This is a genomic window from Microcystis sp. Msp_OC_L_20101000_S702 (assembly GCF_007095705.1).
GTDB lineage: Bacteria > Cyanobacteriota > Cyanobacteriia > Cyanobacteriales > Microcystaceae > Microcystis > Microcystis ichthyoblabe_A.
Map to the genome: position 1 here is coordinate 13,115 of NZ_SFBO01000229.1, position 15,914 is coordinate 29,028.

Consider the following 15,914-nt stretch of genomic DNA (forward strand, 5'->3'; position numbering starts at 1 on the left):
ATCTAGCCTTTTTTTCGAGAAGTTATTAGGGTTTAAAATGCTAATAAAACCCTGACGGAAATGGAGATTAATTTGTTCCCATAATCTCTTGAATAGCAGATAAAAGGCGATCAATCTCCCCATCAGTGCCGATGGAAATCCGCACATAATTCTGAATGCGAGGATGTTTAAAATATCGCACTAATATCTGACGGTCTTTGAGTTGATTATATAACTCACTGGCACTAATCTGGGGGGGAGAAGCGAGGATAAAATTAGCTTCCGAGTCAAAAACAATAAATCCCAACTCCCGCAGAGAAGTAATTAAACGGCTGCGGGTTTGACGGACTTTTTGCCAAACTTGCTCAAAATAATTATGGTGTTTTAAAGCTGCTGTGGCTAAAGTTTGAGCGATGCGATCTAAATTATAGGAATCACGCACCTTATCCATCTGTTCGATAATTGCCCTGGAAGCAAAACCAAAACCGACTCTTAACCCCGCTAAACTATAACTTTTCGACATGGTACGACTAATGATGACATTATCGTAACGGGAGAGAAAATCGAGATAATTGTCATCACTAAAATCCACATAAGCTTCATCAATTAATACCAATCCCGACGCATTAGCACAGGTTGCTTCTAAATAGTTGCGCTCAAGATGTTTCCCGACGGGAGGATTAGGAGAAGCTAGAAAAATTAATTTCGCTTCCGGACAAATAATCGGTCCGGCTAATTCAAATTTATCATTAGTGGGAAATTCGATAATATTTGCCCCGTGTACCCGGGCAATTGTCTCGTAAAGGGAATAGGTTAAATCCAAAAAAGCGACGCTTTCGCAAGGGTTAACAAAAGTTCGCAGGGCAATATTAAGTATATCATCGGAGCCATTACCCGCGATTATCTGATCGGCTGCTATGCCGTATAATTCCGCCGCCGTTTGCCGTAACTCTTTGGAGATAGGATCGGGATAGAGTCGGACTTTCTCTAATTGCTCTGGCAGGTGGGAAAAAATTTCCGCCGGTGGGGGATAGGGATTCTCATTGGTGTTAAGTTTGGTAAATCCCGCAGTTTGGGGCTGTTCTCCCGGAGTGTAGGCGGGGGTTTGACGAACACAATCGCGTGTAGGTAGCATGGACTCTCTGGGGCGGCAATTTCTAGCAAGCTTTCTATTGTAACAAATCCTTGCCGATGATCGGGGGTTGAATCGATGTCAACCCCTACCGGTAAAACTAATTAAGGTTCTACCCAACGGCCATCGGCTTTAATTAAATTAATCAACTCGCTGACTCCTTCGCTTTCGGGGACGCGTTTAATTTCCTCGCGACCGCGATAAAGGGAGATATAACCGGCCTGTTTCCCCACATAACCATAGTCTGCGTCGGCCATTTCTCCCGGTCCATTGACAATACAACCCATAACGGCGATATCGAGTCCGGTGAGGTGTTGAGTCGCTGCGCGCACTTGCTGCAGGACATCTTCTAAATTAAAAAGAGTGCGACCACAGGAAGGACAGGCCACGTATTCGACCATAGTTTTCCGCAGTCCCAGGGCCTGAAGAATGCTGTAACAGACGGGAATTTCCTTTTCGGGAGCTTCCGTCAGAGAAACGCGAATCGTATCACCAATACCGTCCGCTAAGAGAGTGGCAATCCCGGCAGTGGATTTAATTCGTCCGTATTCCCCATCTCCTGCCTCAGTAACCCCCAAGTGCAGGGGATAATCCATCCCTAACTCATCCATGCGCTTAACCATGAGACGATAGGCGGCTACCATAACTGGCACCCGGGAAGCTTTCAGGGAAACCACCAGATTGCGAAAATCGAGGGATTCGCAGATGCGGATAAATTCTAAAGCCGACTGTACCATTCCTTCGGGGGTGTCGCCGTAGGTAAAGAGCATTCTTTCGGCCAGAGAACCATGGTTAACGCCGATTCGCATCGCTTTACCTTGATCTCGCAGGGAAACTACTAAAGGTTTCAGGGTTTCGGCGATTTTTTCGCCAATTTCATCAAATTCTGCCTGACTGTACTCGCTGCGGTCGGCTTTCGGTTTCTCGAAAACGTACAAACCGGGGTTAATCCGCACTTTATCGACGTGCTTGGCCACTTCTAGGGCGATTTTCATGCCGTTGTGATGTACATCGGCTACTAACGGCACAGGTTGATAGGTGGTCAGCAGTTTTTCCCTAATTTTAGCTAAAGCGGTGGCGTGGGACAGACTCGGCACGGTGACGCGGACAATTTCACAGCCGATTTCATGGAGGCGACGGATACCGGCCACGGAACCATCTATATCAAGGGTATCCTCGTTAATCATCGACTGCACGACCACGGGATGACCACCACCGATGGTAACGCTACCTACCCGGACGGGACGGGTTTTGCGTCGGTGAATCGTGGTGTCGAATTCGGAGGCAGTTGCGGGGGGTTTGAGCGTCGATTCCAAGGTTTGCATAGGACTATCACCAACAATCACTCTCCCTATTCTCTCAAAGAACAGCAACAGATTCTAGCCACTCTAATAAAATTGGGTTAAAACGGTCCGGACATTCATCCTGTAAACAATGACCAGCCTGTTCAAATTCTACATATTTAATCCTAGGATTAAGGGAGACAAAACCCTCGGCTAACTGGACGGGAACCATGCGATCTTGTTTGCCCCAACACAATAAAATCGGTATTTGTAAGCGTGGTAAAATTAACTTTGCCGGTGGACAATATTCGGGATGATTAACAGCTTGTGCTAGGGAAATAAACGCCTCCGCTGCCCCCTCATCTAGGGTTGGGGCGGCGATAATTTGTACTAATTCGTCGCTGACTGCTTTCTTGTCTTCGTAGGCGATTCCTGTCCATTTTTTCAAGACTTGCGGACGACGCAGATAGTAAAAAATCGGTTTTAATAGCCAAGGCGAAGTGAAAAAGTTTTCGATAGGAGTGACGATATTTAATAACCAATCGGCAATCATTTCCCGCCGACGGCTGACATCGGGTAAACTGAGCATAACTAATCTGGCTACCATTTCTGGGTATTTACTCGCTAGGGCCATACTAACTAAAGAACCGATCGAATTTCCCACTAATACCACCGGTCTATTCATAAAAGTTTGCCAGAAATCGTGTATTTGTTCCACCCAGAGATTAACGGTATAGGGAACCTGCACTTTACGCGAACCACCGAAACCTAATAAATCTACCGCGTAAACTCGATGATTTTGGCTGAGAATAGGAATATTATGGCGCCAATGTTCGATCGCCGCTCCAAATCCGTGCAGTAAAATTAAAGGGGGATTATCGGCATCTTGGGGGTTTTTTGCCGGCATAAAACTATAACGAATTTGCCAACCGCGCCACACCCAATCCCGTTGATAACCGATACGTTCTGTCCAAGCTGGTGAAGTTGTCACTTAAGTCAAACAATTAAGAGGTTTTCAGGAAATATCACTCTAAGTAGGTAGGCGTTAAAAATTATCAGATGCCCCCCTTATTAAGGGGGGACTAAGGGGGGATCGGCACCCCCCTTATCAAGGGGGGAAGGGGGGATCGAACCTAAAATCCATTTTTAATTTAATTATAACCAGCTACTTAGTTTTATTATACGGGTTTCCCCGTCCCTAACTGGCAGCCGAATAACATTTTTGTACTACTTTTCCCACATATATTTAAATCTAGGGTTGATCTAGCCTATGCTAAGAAGAGGGGGATTAAAATCGCTCCTAGACTTTAATTGCAAATTTAGGATACTGCACAGATGGGCAATCTATTTGATGATGTCAGTCGCTTTCTTGAAACCCAACTGGAAGAATTTCTCAAAAGTCATCCCCAATTAGAATTACAGGCGCTGGTGGAACAACTGCGCGAACAGGAGCGCGATACGGCTAAACTGATTAGCGCCCTAGAAAATGAGCGTCAACGTCTCGAACAGCAAATTTTGGCCACTGCCCAAGATATCCAAACTTGGCACGCTAGAATTGATAAGGCTAAGGCTGCTGGACGGCAGGACTTGGTTAAGGCTGCTAGTGAACGCGAGGCGGCTCTATTTCGTCAGGGTAATCAACTTTGGGGACGGATGGAAGGGGTGAAAAAACGTCTGACTCAATCTCAAGAGTTACTGCAACAGGTCCAACAACGTCGTCAAGAAGTGCAAATTAAAGCCGAAAAAGCCCCTAAAAATCAGTCGCGTGACTGGGAAACCACTTTTTGGGATCAACCCCAAGAATCCGACTATCAGCGCTCGAACTACGATCATCTCGATCTAAAATTTAAAGAATGGGAAATGGAAGAAGAATTGAAAAAATTAAAGCGAGAAATGGGACGATAATTACTGTTAAGTATCTAAGCACAATTAATTACACATCTAAGCCACTACTCCGTCAGACTTCTGCTGTGAGTAAACAGTGAACTGAAAACTCAAATCCGATCCCTAATAGCTGTATCCCGTCTCCTGTCTCGACTAGGAAATTAATTTTGCACGACTACTTAATTCATGATCCCTTTTTACCTTTGACTTCCTGCCAAGTGTTACCGACTCCCTGTAAAACCCCGCGAATTACTAAACCAATACCCCTACCGATAACTTGGATAAGGATATAGACTACTCCATTACCCACCACCCGAAAAAAAGCGCGTAAACGAGGGGATAAAGAGTCTCTTAATTCTAAGGCGATCGAAACTAACCAGGGTATGCCTGTTAAACTGTTTAATTCTTCCTGTCGGGGGGAATAAATGGCTAGAGATTGAATTTCTCCATCGCTATAGTGAAATAATTGATATTGACTTTCAAAGATATCTTTAGGTTCTTGCCAATATTGTTGCCGTCGGTATTTCCAAGATAATTCATTGCGGATTTTAGCTAATTTTCTGGCGATGAGAAATTCTGACCGGTAAAGTTTTTGTTTGATTCTTTCCGATTCCGAGAAGTTATTGAGAATAATTACCGTCACCGCATTGGCAATATTATGAATGAGATTTTGCAGGATAATTTCGGCTCTGGCGATAGTTTCAGGAGCATTAGCTCGGTATTCTACTCCGTCAATAGTTAAACTATTTTCGTACACTAAATAGGAAAATAAGTCAAGAGCAAAAGGAATTTTATTGAGGATTTCTATTTGAATTGCCTCTCTTTCTTCCAGAATAATTTCATTAAGTCTGCCTTTACTAATTTCGTCATAAACCGAGGCATTAATTTCTAAAAATTTACGCGTAACTTTCTCCCAGATATCGTAAATAATCAGATTTAAGCGACTGGTTAATTCCCCGCTGCTAATCTGTAAATATCTGATTTCATCGACATTTTTGCGAATTTCATCGAGAACTAAATACAATAATTCCCGTTGCCGATTATCCTGTAAAACATCAATTTCAAAACTAATCTTTGTTCTATTAATTAAAGGGAAGCGAATGACTGCTAAAGTGGACTCAAAAACCGCCGAAACACAGAGGGGACGCTCGCGGCTTAAAATTGGCAATTCCCGATCGATATTGTTAATTATTATTGGGGGTGTCACTAAAGCTGAATTGTAATAGCTACCTTCGAGGGGAATTAGTTTTCTCACTAGCCATAGGGCTGCTAAAAGTTCTCGTTTTCTCCCCTGCCAATAAAAGCGATCAAAGCCGGATAAAGACTGTTGATTAAGATGGAGATCAATTAAATGTAATTCACTTTCGATGCGATTTAATCCCGTTTTTCCAGCACTGATTAACCAATGGCTAGGAGCTAAACTTGCACGGGTAGCAATGGTGAGAGGGGAAGGGACAACATCGTGGGATTCATCCCGGGAAATTTGCCCTAAAATAGTGATAAATTGCTCTAGGTTTGTGCCTTTGGGAATATAACCGGCGATGCCTAATTCTCTGGCGATTAGTTGCTGTCGGGAGTCGAGAGGAAAGGTTAATAGAACAATTTTACTTTCGGGATAGCGAGAGTGGAGAATTTCACAGTAAGACCAATCAAAGAGAGGATCAATAATAATAATTTCGGGGGCCGGATTAAGAGTCAAGGCGAAAATTGTTTCTAAATCCCCTTCGGTGACGATACTAATATTTTCTATCTGCGACAAGGCCTGCACCAGACCCAAGCGGAAAATCGGGTCATTATCGATGATAATTAGGGTGAGAGGGCGATCAATCACAAGAGTTGCAGCCTGTCAACGGATACTATTCACAGGGTCAATTATACAGTGATCTGGCTCATTTGTTTTGTTTATAGCCATAGAAATCGATGCGATAATCGGTAATTTTTACCCCCGTCGATGCCTCGATCTGTTTAATTAATTCCGGGGGAAGTTGGATATGCACATCGATGATTTCTTGACTGTCCAGACAATTGATGTGACTGTGGGAATCGCTGATGTTGCCGTAGAGTCTGCCGTCCCAGCGTTCCACAGATTCGATAATGCCTTGACCCGATAGAGCCTCTAGGTTTTGGTACACTGAGGTATGACCGATGTTTTTTCCTTGCAGATTGAGACGATCATAAATTTCTCGCGCTGATAGGTGTTCCTGCGCTTGCCACAGCAATTCTAAAATATAGCGACGCTGACGACTAACCCGCATTCCTAAAGTTTGACACCTTTCGATCGCATCTTCTAAACACCGGATCGGTTTTTGTTTTACCTCCAAATTGTCCATAGTTGTATCCGTTGACCTCCGCCCTAATACATAGTCATTACCAGTTTAGCTTAGTCTTTCGATCGATGTCCACATTGCCCCAGTTTTTAGCACCTCTTCAAACTGAGATAAAAAATCAGCAGCGCCAGATTCGAGTAGATTTGCGGGCGAATGAGTGAAACCAACCACTCCAGACAGAAAGGACACAAAGATCGATCGCTACTATATAAGTTACACTGATCACACAAAGAATAAGAGAACCAACCATTTACTTATCTATATAGATAGGATTGAATATTTCCATAAAAAATCCTCTTGAAAAATATTTTGATCAACCTTAACCTTAAGGGGTACATTAATTTATTTTTAGGGCCATGGCCACCAAATCGCCAAAATTATTCGAGTCATTGCGGTCATAGACCGCAATGACTGTCACTACTGTTGGCCTCACCCTAGCCGCTGCTTCTGGTGCTAGTGCCGCAACAGTGTTCGGTTTCCAAGACGCTTACGATCCCATTAATTGGACATTTACCAATAGTAATGCCGACGGGTTCGTCAATACCGGCGGCGCTCCCGCGTCCATTAGCCTGACTGGGGGGGACAATGGTTCTGGTGATTTTGGAACCACAGACTACACCACCACTGCGGCTGCGGCTGGGACGGTGACGTTTGATTGGAACTATTCGACTGCTGATGTTAGTGCTTTCTGGGATCCCTTCGGATATCTGCTCAACGGCAGCTTCATCCAAGTAACTGACGATGGGGGAGGTGTTGTCCAAAACGGGACATCGACGTTTAACGTCCTAGCTGGCGACAGCTTTGGTTTCCGTATTTTCACTCGCGACAACCTTTTTGGACGGGCTAGTGTGACGATTTCTAACTTTTCTGCCCCGATTCCCGAACCCTCAACTGTGCTGAGTTTGCTGGTACTAGGAGGCTTAGGCGCTGGACTGAAGTACCTTAAGCGGAATTGATATTCCAAAAAACAGGGGACTAGGAGTTGACCTCTCCTCCTAGTTACCAACTTGATTAGCTGTTGACTGTCTGCGAGTGCCGGAGTTTGGAGCGGGGAGAGTTGCACAATTTTGGCTTTAAGTCAATAGCCTTTACAAAACTTCAAAAATTGCAACATAAAAAAATGTCACCACTGGCGGCTTTTTTTGGGCAAGAGAATCGATATAGTCCCCTGATTGTCTTGGTTTTCCGTTGATTTAAAGTTTAATTCTTAAACTAAGCCCACAGCATACTACGATCATACCATATTATTAAATGTAGGCAACCCCGATTTACAACCAAATTTTGGCAAATTCTGGGAAAATCAAAATCTTGTAACTTACTTGTTACATTTAACTAATCGCCCCAAATATTTAAATATTTTAATTATTTACCTTAAATTTATAATTTTTACTTATTTTTAAAGACTGATTAACTAGGGTTTGCTGAAAAAGTTTTTCGTGGGGGTAGGGTGTGGGGTGTGGGGTTTTACCCATTTTCAGGTGGTCAATTACCTAATTTTCAGAGAAAAAGTAACTGAATTTTTCCCCGATCACTCCAATGGTCGGCACTTTTTGGGGGGAAAAAGTCTAAAAACCTTATCCAACAAGGTTTTTAGATTTATTCAGCAAACCCTAACTAGGGTTGGGCAAAAAAGCTTGTAAGCTCTATTTAAAGTCAGTCGAATCGCTTAGTATCGGGAGACAGATGTGACTTGTATAGCTTCCCAGTTTTTGAGATTTGAAGACTTTTTAGAAGCATTTTGAAAGCGTCTTAGCCAATGGATTAAATATGAATTATCAGCCATAGAAATCTTCGTCAAGAATCTGTTCTAAGGAAAAAGGGCAGTCTAAGGGATATGCTTCCTCTGGAGGAATCGCAATTCCAAAGTCAGCCAATTTACTTTCCTTGATGGCAATTTTGCGACCTTTAGGATAGGTTTTATCGATGGCGATTGCTAGATGAGATTTCAAAGAAGGGGTGTTTTCTAGTAAGGCGATAACTCGTTCCCTGTGTTCGACAATGGAGCTATACCAGCTAGATTTCATGCTTTCAGGGGCGGAGGATTGTACTTTTAATTTCAGTAAATGAGCCAGCAAAATCATTAAATTTCCTTCCAAGGCATTTTTATCTGATTTACCCAATTCTTTTAACTCCTCAACCAAATGAGATACATCTAATGCCTGAAAATCTCCTTGTTCTAACTGACCTATTGTTGTTATCAGCCATAATTGAAAATCTTGTTCATAGAGTTCTGATTTAGTTATCATGATGTCTTCGATAATAGTTAATCTAGATTGAATTATACTCTATTTTGCAGATTTCGGATGTTGCAATCGGTAAATATTAAGTTTTACTACAGGATTTAACATCTGCGCCTATGCCCTATTCCCTTATCCTTAGGATAGGCGGTTAAAATACATCTTAGCTTAAGGACTAGAGAATATTATGAGACTAGAAAGAGAAGATTTTGATTGGGCGGTACAAGAAAACCTAATTACTGCCAGCCAAGCTGAAAATTTATGGACGGCTTTTATATGCCGTTATCCCCAGGAAGATGAAGTTAATCGCCCTCGCTTTAATTTCACTAATGTGGCCTATTATTTTGGGGCATTAATTGTTATCTCTGCCCTGGGGTGGTTTATGAACGAAGCTTGGGAGAGTTTCGGTGGTGCAGGCCTATTTTTCATCGCCCTGTTTTATGCAATTTGTTTTATTTTTGCGGGGAAAAATCTCTATTTTCAGCAAAATCTCAAAATACCAGGCGGCCTTTTATTTACCATGTCAGTGGCAATGACTCCCTTAGCAATCTACGGTTTACAACGCTGGACAGGATACTGGCAAGCTGGAAATATGGCCATTTATCCAGATTTCTATACCTGGACTAAAGGCGGTTGGTTTTTAATGGAATTAGGCACGATTATCGCAGGATTAATAACTTTAAGATTTGTTAAATTTCCTTTTTTAACTGCACCGATTGCTTTTAGTCTGTGGTATATGTCAATGGACTTAACCTCTTTACTATTTGGAGAGAACGAATATACATGGAGACTGCGACTGTGGGTATCCTTTTGGTTTGGAATTGCCTGTTTAATAACTGCCTATTTAATTGATGTACGTCAGCGCCGTAGTCGGGGTGATTTTGCTTTTTGGCTGTACTTATTCGGATTAATTATGTTTTGGTTTAGTTTATCTCTCCTCATCGATGATAATGAAGCGCAACGATTTTTGTACTGTCTAATTAACTTGGGATTGATGTTATTATCCGTCCTGCTAAAAAGAAGATTATTTGTGGTTTTCGGAGGTGTCGGAGTATTTGCCTATCTTTCCTATCTCTCCTATCGTATCTTTGCCGATTCAATTTTCTTTCCCTTTGCCCTAACCGTCCTAGGACTTGGTATTATCTATATGGGAATTTTGTACCAGCGTCATTACCCCACCCTAGCTAGATTTATTGAAAGTTATATCCCTCTCGAATGGCGCAATTTATTACCCAAAGATAGATAATTAGGAGAAATGGTTTTTCAGTGATCAGTAAACAGTAATCAGTAAACAGTGAACTGATAACTCACATCTGATAACTGATCACTGATAACTGATAACTGATAACTGATAACTGATAACTGATAATCTTCCTTCTATGCGAATACTTATCGTTGACGATGAAAAAGAATTAACCGAACCCTTAGAACAAATTCTTGATCAAGAAGGCTATGAAGTTGATATTGCTGATAATGGTCGGACGGGGTTAGAATTGGCACGAGAGAATAATTATGACCTCTTAATTCTCGATTGGATGTTACCCCAGCAATCCGGATTACAAATCTGTCAATATTTACGGGATCAGGGGGACACCACTCCCGTTTTATTTCTAACCGCTAAGGATACCATAGACGATCGAGTGGCGGGATTAGATGCCGGTGCTGATGATTATTTAGTCAAACCCTTTCAACTGCGAGAATTATTAGCGAGAGTCCGCGCTTTATTGCGTCGTTCTCCCAATTTTGAAGCTAGTAATAGCAGTAAATTAAAATGTGCTGATTTAGAACTCGATAGCGAAAATCAAGTGGCCTATCGTCACGGTCGCACGATCAGTTTATCAGCAAAAGAAATACAATTATTAACTTTATTTATGACCCATCCGGGGCAACTTCTCACCCATGAACAAATTTATCAGCATCTCTGGTCAGAAGGAGAGCAACCTAATAGTAATGTGGTTCCTGCCCTGATGCGCTTGCTGCGTCGTAAAATCGAAGCGCCTGGAGAAACACCTCTAATTAATACTGTCTATGGGAAAGGCTACCGTTTCGGGGAAAATTAGGGAATGCTGAAGGATAATGAGAATAAGTAGCTGGTTATAATTAAATTAAAAATGGATTTTAGGTTCGATCCCCCCTGCCCCCCTTGATAAGGGGGGATTAAGGGGGTATCCCCCCTTAATAAGGGGGCATCTGATAATTTTTAACGCCTACCTACTTAGCAACTGATTACTGATTACTGATATATGTTATCCTGCCTACAAATTGAAAATTTTACCCTCATCGATCGCTTAGAATTAACTTTCGGCAGCGGATTAAATGTACTGACCGGTGAGACGGGGGCAGGAAAATCGATTATATTAGATGCGATCGATATTGTTCTCGGTGGTAAAGTCAATCATCGCGTCATCCGTCAGGGAAGCCAACAATCAACCCTAGAAGCGACTTTTTCTCTGACTCCAGAATTAATTGCTTGGCTAGAAAGTCAGGAAATTGACCTATTAGAGGATAATAGTCTGACCATCAGCCGGGAATTAGTGATTACTAATAATTCCTTGCGTTCTCGTTCTCGGATTAACGGAGTCGTCGCTAATCGCCAACAAATGGCGCAAATAAGAGATTTTTTGGTAGAAATCACCGCTCAAGGTCAAACAGTTCAGTTAATGGACGCTAATCGACAGAGGGAATTATTAGATCTCTACGGGGGTGAATCCCTGCTGCTGCAGCGGGAAAAAGTAGCCACAGCCTACGCTAACTGGCAAGAAAGCAAGAATATTTTCAATAATAGATTGCAATCGGAACAAAATCGCCTACAGAGATTAGATTTATTAGAATATCAACTAAAAGAACTAGAATCAGCTAATTTAACTGACGCTAACGAGTTGGAACAGTTAGAACAGGAAAGAAACCGACTCTCCCACGGTGTCGATTTACAAAATTCCAGCTATCAAGTCTATCAACTACTCTACCAAAATGATCGCGATCAACCCGCCGTCGCTGATTTGTTAGGAAAAGCTGAAAATATCTTGACAAATATGATGGTTTATGATAGCAGTTTAGAGCCAATTTTAGAGATGGTGCGATCGGCATTAAATCAGGTGGTGGAAGCGGGACAGGAAATCAACGTTTATGGGGATAGTCTAGAGGCAGATCCGGAGAGATTGAACGAGATAGAAGAGAGAATTGTCCAACTTAAGCGCATTTGTCGCAAATATGGCCCAAGTTTAGCCGAAGCGATCGATTATTATCAGAAATTACAGCAGGAATTAGCGGAGTTGACGGGAGAAGGACAATCGATTGAGGAATTAGAAAAAATTTGTCAGCAACAGGAAAACATCTATCGAGAAACTAGCACCCAGTTAACCTTTTTGCGACAAGAAACCGCTAGTCAACTAGAAAAACAATTGGTACAGGAATTAAAACCTTTAGCCATGGAAAAGGTGATTTTTGTCTGTCGGATTGACCCGGGTAATCCTAGCAGTCTGGGAGTCGATCAAGTGGTATTTTATTTTAGTCCCAATCCAGGGGAAAAAATCCAACCTTTATCCAGTACCGCTTCCGGAGGAGAAATGAGTCGTTTTCTCCTAGCGTTAAAGTCCTGTTTTTCCCAATCCCAATCGGCAGCAGCCACCCTAATTTTTGATGAAATTGATGCGGGAGTATCGGGAAAAGTTGCCCAGGCAATTGCCGATAAATTAGATCAATTAGGTCAACAATATCAAGTTTTATGCGTCACTCATCAACCCTTAGTGGCTGCTTTAGCTGATCACCATTTTCGCGTTTATAAACAAATGATTGCCGAAGATGATTCCACTAATCTCTCGGAAATTCGCACGGTTGTCCGGGTTACTTCTCTCGATAATCGTCAGACGAGAAGGGAAGAATTGGCACAATTAACGGGAGGAAATTCGGCAGCGGCTGCCATCGCTTTTGCCGAGTCTTTATTGGATAAAGCGGCTGCAAAAAAACAGCAGGATTTAACCTTGAAATTGACTGATTAACCAACGTCCTACCTGACTTTGATCCTGGCTGCGTGCCTGGTGTAAAGCTGACTCTAAAACCGCAAGTTTTAAATTAGGTAAAACCTTTGATATATCAATTCTTTTACTACCTCGATCGATTATTTCAAAAGCGAATATTTGAGGATCATCTACCTTAACACTCCAGTATTCACTAACTCCTAATTCTTCGTAGAGTAAGCGTTTATTACCTAAGTCATCATTAAGGGTAGATTTTGAGATTTCAATGACTAAATCTGGTGGGGGATACTGATTTAAATCAATCATCGAAGTACCGTAGGGAATCAGATTAGCTTTCTCTGCAAAATAATAAGATATATCCGGTTGAACTTCTCGATAACCCGACTTGCGAAAACTGCAATTATCTTTGGCATTAAAGGTCAGATTTTTTAGGGTGGCATAGAGACTAACAGCGAAGATCAAAATAGCATGATCGCTGGCATGATCGTTACCAATAGGAGTCATTTCTAATCGATAATAGCCATTGTAATAATAACTTTTTCCTTGATTGTCTGGGAAGTTGTTAATTGCTTCTAAGTATTCTTCCCAACTACCTTTAATCCATAAATCTGTCGAGATAGTAGTTTCTAGCTGTTGCATAATATTAGCCTCGATTTTATGGAGTTAACCTTGAAATTGAGTGATTAACCAACGTCCCACCTGACTTTGATCTCTGGTGCGTGCCTGTTGTAAAGCTGACTCTAAAACCGCAAGTTTTAAATTAGGTAAAACCTTTGATATATCAATTCTTTTACTACCTCGATCGATTATTTCAAAAGCGAATATTTGGGGATACTCTACCTTAACAATCCAGTATTCACTAACCCCTAATTCTTCATAGAGTAAGCGTTTATTGCCTAGGTCATCATTGAGGGTAGATCTTGAGATTTCAATGACTAAATCTGGTGGGGGATACTGATTTAAATCAATAATCGAAGTCCCATTTGGTATCAGATTCGCTTTCTCTCCTAGATAGTAAGATATATCTGGCTGCACTTCTCTAATTCCTCTTTTACGATAAGAACAAGTAGGGAGTCCTTGAAAAGGAATTTCTTTGAGGATAGCGTAGAGACTCACCCCCAAAAAGACAACGTGATGATCTCTAGCGTGTTCAAATCCAATAGGAGTCATTTCTAATCGATAATAGCCATTGTAATAATAACTTTTTCCTTGATTTTCTGGGAAGTTTTTAATTGCTGCTAAGTATTCTTCCCAACTACCTTTAATCCATCGGTCAGTTATCCCCCTAGTTTCTAACTGTTGCATAGTTATCCGATCCCGCCTTTAACATTTTCTGTAATTATAGCAATTATTGCTTAAATCAGAACCAGGGAACCGAGCAAGTATAATGATAGAATAGGTTAATCGAGGAAAAATTAGCCCAATTATGACCACAACTTATGATTATATAATTATCGGTGGTGGTATCACCGGTTCTGCCTTAAGCTATGAACTAGCCAATCTAGGCAGTCGAGTCCTCTTATTAGAAAAAGAAACCCATCCCCTCAACGCCACTTTCTACAGTTACGGGGGTTTAGCCTATTGGTCGGCCACCACAGAAATCCAGAGAAAATTATATCAAGAAGGTCGAGAAATTCAGCGCAATTTATCGCAGGAATTGGGCATAGATAACGAATACCGGGACATAGAGTTAATTCTCACCGTTAACCCCGAAGATGATCCAGCCACTGTGGCCGAAAAATTTGCTATCTTTACTATTACCCCCGAAATTCTCGATCCGCAGGCAGCGATCGCTTTAGAACCCCTATTAAATCCCGCTGCTATCTCCGGAGTTTTACGACTGCCCCACGGTCACATTAACGCCGAAAAAACTAATCTTGCCTATCAACAAGCTTTTCTGCGTCTGGGAGGCACGATTATTCGGGAAGCTGTCATCGAATTAATTGAAACTGCATCGAGAATTACCGGCGCAAAAACTCCTAAAAATAATTATTCTGCTGGGGAAACTATCGTCTGTGCGGGGGGATTAACCCGGTCTTTACTGCAAAAATCCGGTATTACTGCTCCCGTCTATTTTACCCATGCCCAGGTGATCAAAATTCCCCCCACTGAGATCAAATTAAACACCCTAGTTATGCCCGCAATTCCTGCCAGATTGCTATTAGAGCAAAAAATCACCCAACTAGAAAAGCAGGGCATTTGGCAGAGAGAAACCCCAGAAATAATTGCCAGTGTTTTAGAAACGGGAGCGGTACAATTCCGGGATCAAAGTCTTTATCTAGGGCAAATTAGCGCCATTATCACCGATCCAGACGGGATTTTAAACCCTCTGGCCGGAGAAAAAGCAATCCGCACCGCCGTGGGGACATTGCTGCCCTCTTTAGCCTCTCTCCCCGGCAGCTGTCATCATTGCCTAGTGGCCTTTGCCCCCTCGGGACGGCCTCTGGTGGGAGCGATCGCCGATAAAGTGGGATTGCAGGTATTTTCTGGTTTTACCAGTACACTTGTATCGGCTCCGCCCCTAGCTCGACGTTTTGCGCGTCATCTGCTGGGGGAAAATGACGAAATAATTACAAAAGTTAAGAGAGAAATTAACTGATGGTTGCCATTAATCCTAATCGACTTTTTCCAACTGCCAAAGAATTTGGTTTCCCTCGCGTCTGACCCGGGAGATTACCCAATTTCGCCACGGCCAATGGTCGCCGCGACTGGTAACGGCCCCTGGATTAATATCCATTAAATCGGCCACTTCGGCGCTGGTAATCAAATAACCGCGATTGGCCACTTCATCGGCAATGCGTAGGGTTTCGATCAGATGTCTTAGCTGGTCAACTCTTTCTCCCCGGGGTAATTGGATTTCATCGCCAGCGCTATTAGGTGGTTCATTCATGATGATGGTCTGGTCAAAGTTGATTAACAATAAAAATTGTCGGTTAAGGCAAACAATCAAGCTTCCCCTATCGTTATTCTATCGATTTCATCGGAAATTTTGGGTCTGAAACCCCGCCGTTCTAGGTTGGCTTTACGTTAGAATTAAAAGGCCAGTCTCGAAAACCAAGTGGACGGCGCAGCACCTTGAAAACTCGGCTTAGGGG

The 15,914-nt window shown here is 42.3% G+C and carries 15 protein-coding genes; 5 read left to right on the forward strand and 10 right to left on the reverse strand.

All coding sequences use genetic code 11. The features are described from left to right. Positions 1-67 precede the first annotated feature (67 nt). The 3 genes from hisC to EWV60_RS22830 form a co-directional block, all read right to left on the reverse strand. Positions 68-1,114: a histidinol-phosphate transaminase gene (gene hisC, locus EWV60_RS22820; RefSeq protein WP_287235013.1), complete on the reverse strand. Its 1,047-nt coding sequence runs from the start codon at positions 1,112-1,114 to the stop codon at positions 68-70. Positions 1,115-1,215: 101 nt separating this feature from the next. Further along, positions 1,216-2,436, reverse strand: coding sequence for a (E)-4-hydroxy-3-methylbut-2-enyl-diphosphate synthase (ispG, locus tag EWV60_RS22825; RefSeq protein WP_287235014.1), 1,221 nt, complete (start codon positions 2,434-2,436; stop codon positions 1,216-1,218). Positions 2,437-2,470: 34 nt separating this feature from the next. Then, positions 2,471-3,385: an alpha/beta fold hydrolase gene (locus EWV60_RS22830; protein WP_287235016.1), complete on the reverse strand. Its 915-nt coding sequence runs from the start codon at positions 3,383-3,385 to the stop codon at positions 2,471-2,473. Between the two features lie 344 nt (positions 3,386-3,729). Here EWV60_RS22830 and EWV60_RS22835 point away from each other — a divergent pair, with 344 nt between their 5' ends. Beyond that, positions 3,730-4,299 (forward strand): TIGR04376 family protein, encoded by a 570-nt coding sequence (locus EWV60_RS22835; RefSeq protein WP_002776813.1) that lies wholly within the window; start codon positions 3,730-3,732, stop codon positions 4,297-4,299. A gap of 163 nt (positions 4,300-4,462) precedes the next feature. On the opposite strand, the gene EWV60_RS22840 is transcribed toward EWV60_RS22835, so the two are convergent. From EWV60_RS22840 to EWV60_RS22855, 4 genes are all read right to left on the reverse strand, one after another. Further along, on the reverse strand, positions 4,463-6,109 hold the full coding sequence (locus EWV60_RS22840; protein ID WP_287235018.1) for a DUF3685 domain-containing protein: 1,647 nt from the start codon (positions 6,107-6,109) through the stop codon (positions 4,463-4,465). Between the two features lie 58 nt (positions 6,110-6,167). After that, complete coding sequence (locus EWV60_RS22845) at positions 6,168-6,608, reverse strand: Fur family transcriptional regulator (RefSeq protein WP_002731825.1); 441 nt, start codon at positions 6,606-6,608, stop codon at positions 6,168-6,170. A gap of 431 nt (positions 6,609-7,039) precedes the next feature. Then, complete coding sequence (locus EWV60_RS22850) at positions 7,040-7,366, reverse strand: hypothetical protein (RefSeq protein ID WP_187602851.1); 327 nt, start codon at positions 7,364-7,366, stop codon at positions 7,040-7,042. A 1,014-nt stretch (positions 7,367-8,380) separates the two neighbouring features. Beyond that, positions 8,381-8,851 (reverse strand): DUF29 domain-containing protein, encoded by a 471-nt coding sequence (locus EWV60_RS22855; RefSeq protein WP_004158521.1) that lies wholly within the window; start codon positions 8,849-8,851, stop codon positions 8,381-8,383. Between the two features lie 178 nt (positions 8,852-9,029). Between EWV60_RS22855 and EWV60_RS22860 the strand changes: the two genes are divergently transcribed. The 3 genes from EWV60_RS22860 (at position 9,030) to recN (ending at position 12,840) form a co-directional block, all read left to right on the forward strand. Next, complete coding sequence (locus EWV60_RS22860) at positions 9,030-10,088, forward strand: DUF2157 domain-containing protein (RefSeq protein WP_287235020.1); 1,059 nt, start codon at positions 9,030-9,032, stop codon at positions 10,086-10,088. 133 nt (positions 10,089-10,221) lie between these two features. After that, the gene (gene rppA, locus EWV60_RS22865; protein WP_287235022.1) at positions 10,222-10,902 is read left to right on the forward strand and encodes a two-component system response regulator RppA; all 681 of its coding nucleotides are present in this window, start codon (positions 10,222-10,224) and stop codon (positions 10,900-10,902) included. A gap of 183 nt (positions 10,903-11,085) precedes the next feature. Beyond that, the gene (recN, locus tag EWV60_RS22870; protein ID WP_287235024.1) at positions 11,086-12,840 is read left to right on the forward strand and encodes a DNA repair protein RecN; all 1,755 of its coding nucleotides are present in this window, start codon (positions 11,086-11,088) and stop codon (positions 12,838-12,840) included. On the opposite strand, the gene EWV60_RS22875 is transcribed toward recN, so the two are convergent. Continuing rightward, positions 12,817-13,458, reverse strand: a complete 642-nt coding sequence (locus tag EWV60_RS22875) for a Uma2 family endonuclease (protein WP_287235026.1) — start codon at positions 13,456-13,458, stop codon at positions 12,817-12,819. The genes recN and EWV60_RS22875 overlap by 24 nt on opposite strands. Before the next feature lie 24 nt (positions 13,459-13,482). Then, positions 13,483-14,124, reverse strand: coding sequence for a Uma2 family endonuclease (locus EWV60_RS22880; protein ID WP_287235028.1), 642 nt, complete (start codon positions 14,122-14,124; stop codon positions 13,483-13,485). A 121-nt stretch (positions 14,125-14,245) separates the two neighbouring features. On the opposite strand from EWV60_RS22880, the gene EWV60_RS22885 reads away from it, so the two are divergent. Then, positions 14,246-15,418, forward strand: a complete 1,173-nt coding sequence (locus tag EWV60_RS22885; RefSeq protein ID WP_287235030.1) for an NAD(P)/FAD-dependent oxidoreductase — start codon at positions 14,246-14,248, stop codon at positions 15,416-15,418. 15 nt (positions 15,419-15,433) lie between these two features. On the opposite strand, the gene EWV60_RS22890 is transcribed toward EWV60_RS22885, so the two are convergent. Next, on the reverse strand, positions 15,434-15,709 hold the full coding sequence (locus EWV60_RS22890; protein WP_002732855.1) for a hypothetical protein: 276 nt from the start codon (positions 15,707-15,709) through the stop codon (positions 15,434-15,436). Between the last annotated feature and the right edge of the window lie 205 nt (positions 15,710-15,914).

Excerpts from the sequence above, each read along its gene's own strand:
- hisC (WP_287235013.1), bottom strand. The coding sequence starts at position 1,114 with ATGCTACCTACACGCGATTGTGTTCGTCAAACCCCCGCCTACACTCCG.
- ispG (WP_287235014.1), bottom strand. The coding sequence starts at position 2,436 with ATGCAAACCTTGGAATCGACGCTCAAACCCCCCGCAACTGCCTCCGAA.
- EWV60_RS22835 (WP_002776813.1), top strand. The coding sequence starts at position 3,730 with ATGGGCAATCTATTTGATGATGTCAGTCGCTTTCTTGAAACCCAACTG.
- EWV60_RS22845 (WP_002731825.1), bottom strand. The coding sequence starts at position 6,608 with ATGGACAATTTGGAGGTAAAACAAAAACCGATCCGGTGTTTAGAAGAT.
- EWV60_RS22855 (WP_004158521.1), bottom strand. The coding sequence starts at position 8,851 with ATGATAACTAAATCAGAACTCTATGAACAAGATTTTCAATTATGGCTG.
- EWV60_RS22860 (WP_287235020.1), top strand. The coding sequence starts at position 9,030 with ATGAGACTAGAAAGAGAAGATTTTGATTGGGCGGTACAAGAAAACCTA.
- rppA (WP_287235022.1), top strand. The coding sequence starts at position 10,222 with ATGCGAATACTTATCGTTGACGATGAAAAAGAATTAACCGAACCCTTA.
- recN (WP_287235024.1), top strand. The coding sequence starts at position 11,086 with ATGTTATCCTGCCTACAAATTGAAAATTTTACCCTCATCGATCGCTTA.
- EWV60_RS22875 (WP_287235026.1), bottom strand. The coding sequence starts at position 13,458 with ATGCAACAGCTAGAAACTACTATCTCGACAGATTTATGGATTAAAGGT.
- EWV60_RS22880 (WP_287235028.1), bottom strand. The coding sequence starts at position 14,124 with ATGCAACAGTTAGAAACTAGGGGGATAACTGACCGATGGATTAAAGGT.
- EWV60_RS22885 (WP_287235030.1), top strand. The coding sequence starts at position 14,246 with ATGACCACAACTTATGATTATATAATTATCGGTGGTGGTATCACCGGT.
- EWV60_RS22890 (WP_002732855.1), bottom strand. The coding sequence starts at position 15,709 with ATGAATGAACCACCTAATAGCGCTGGCGATGAAATCCAATTACCCCGG.